The sequence below is a fragment of the Aeromonas sp. QDB56 genome (assembly GCF_027705505.1).
GTDB lineage: Bacteria > Pseudomonadota > Gammaproteobacteria > Enterobacterales > Aeromonadaceae > Aeromonas > Aeromonas caviae.
This window is the reverse complement of record NZ_JAPDBZ010000325.1, coordinates 1-611: the sequence shown is the minus strand read 5'-3', so window position 1 is coordinate 611 and position 611 is coordinate 1. Positions and strand designations below refer to the sequence as shown.

At 51.7% G+C, this 611-nt stretch carries 1 pseudogene; it reads left to right on the top strand.

Annotation, left to right across the window (positions count from 1 at the left end):
• Nucleotides 1-87 precede the first annotated feature (87 nt).
• Nucleotides 88-611 (top strand): annotated as a pseudogene (locus OKB81_RS20700) (IS4-like element ISAeme4 family transposase); the annotation flags it as partial.

Genomic DNA, 611 nt, shown 5'->3' with positions numbered 1-611 from the left:
TTAGCAGCAACCAATTGAAATAGATATAAAAATGGCTTCGATTGTGATCTGATTTTATCGCCAAACAAAACCGCCACGCACGAAGCCATGACCATTATCGATGCCAACCACTATCTTGAGCAACTTCTCTCTCCTGCCGAACTCGACCGCATTGCCCGTGACTGCCAATTTTGCTTGCGCAAACGAGCCATTACGCCTGCCATGCTGGTGACTGCACTCTTGCGGGCACTTGGCTGCGACCAGGTCGATGGTATCGCTGGATTGCACCATCATTTCAATGCCTTGCAACTGGTTGATGCCCATCAGGTTTCCTACAAGCCCTTTCACAACCAGTTGCGCAAAGCGTCGTTCGCCCTGTTCATGAAGGCGCTGGTTGAACGGGCTATCGCCTTGCGTATCGGCCAACAGATGAAGACTGCATCCCTTGGCGCATTCAAACAGGTGTTGTTGCAGGATGGTACTTCCTTTGCCGTCCACAAAAGCCTGGCCGAAGTGTTTCCGGGAAGGTTCAAGACCATTAGCCCGGCGGCAATCGAGTGTCATATGCTCATGTCTCTATTGGAGCAAAGTCCAGTTTGCATGCAGGTCTCTGCCGATACGGCGTCAGAGCG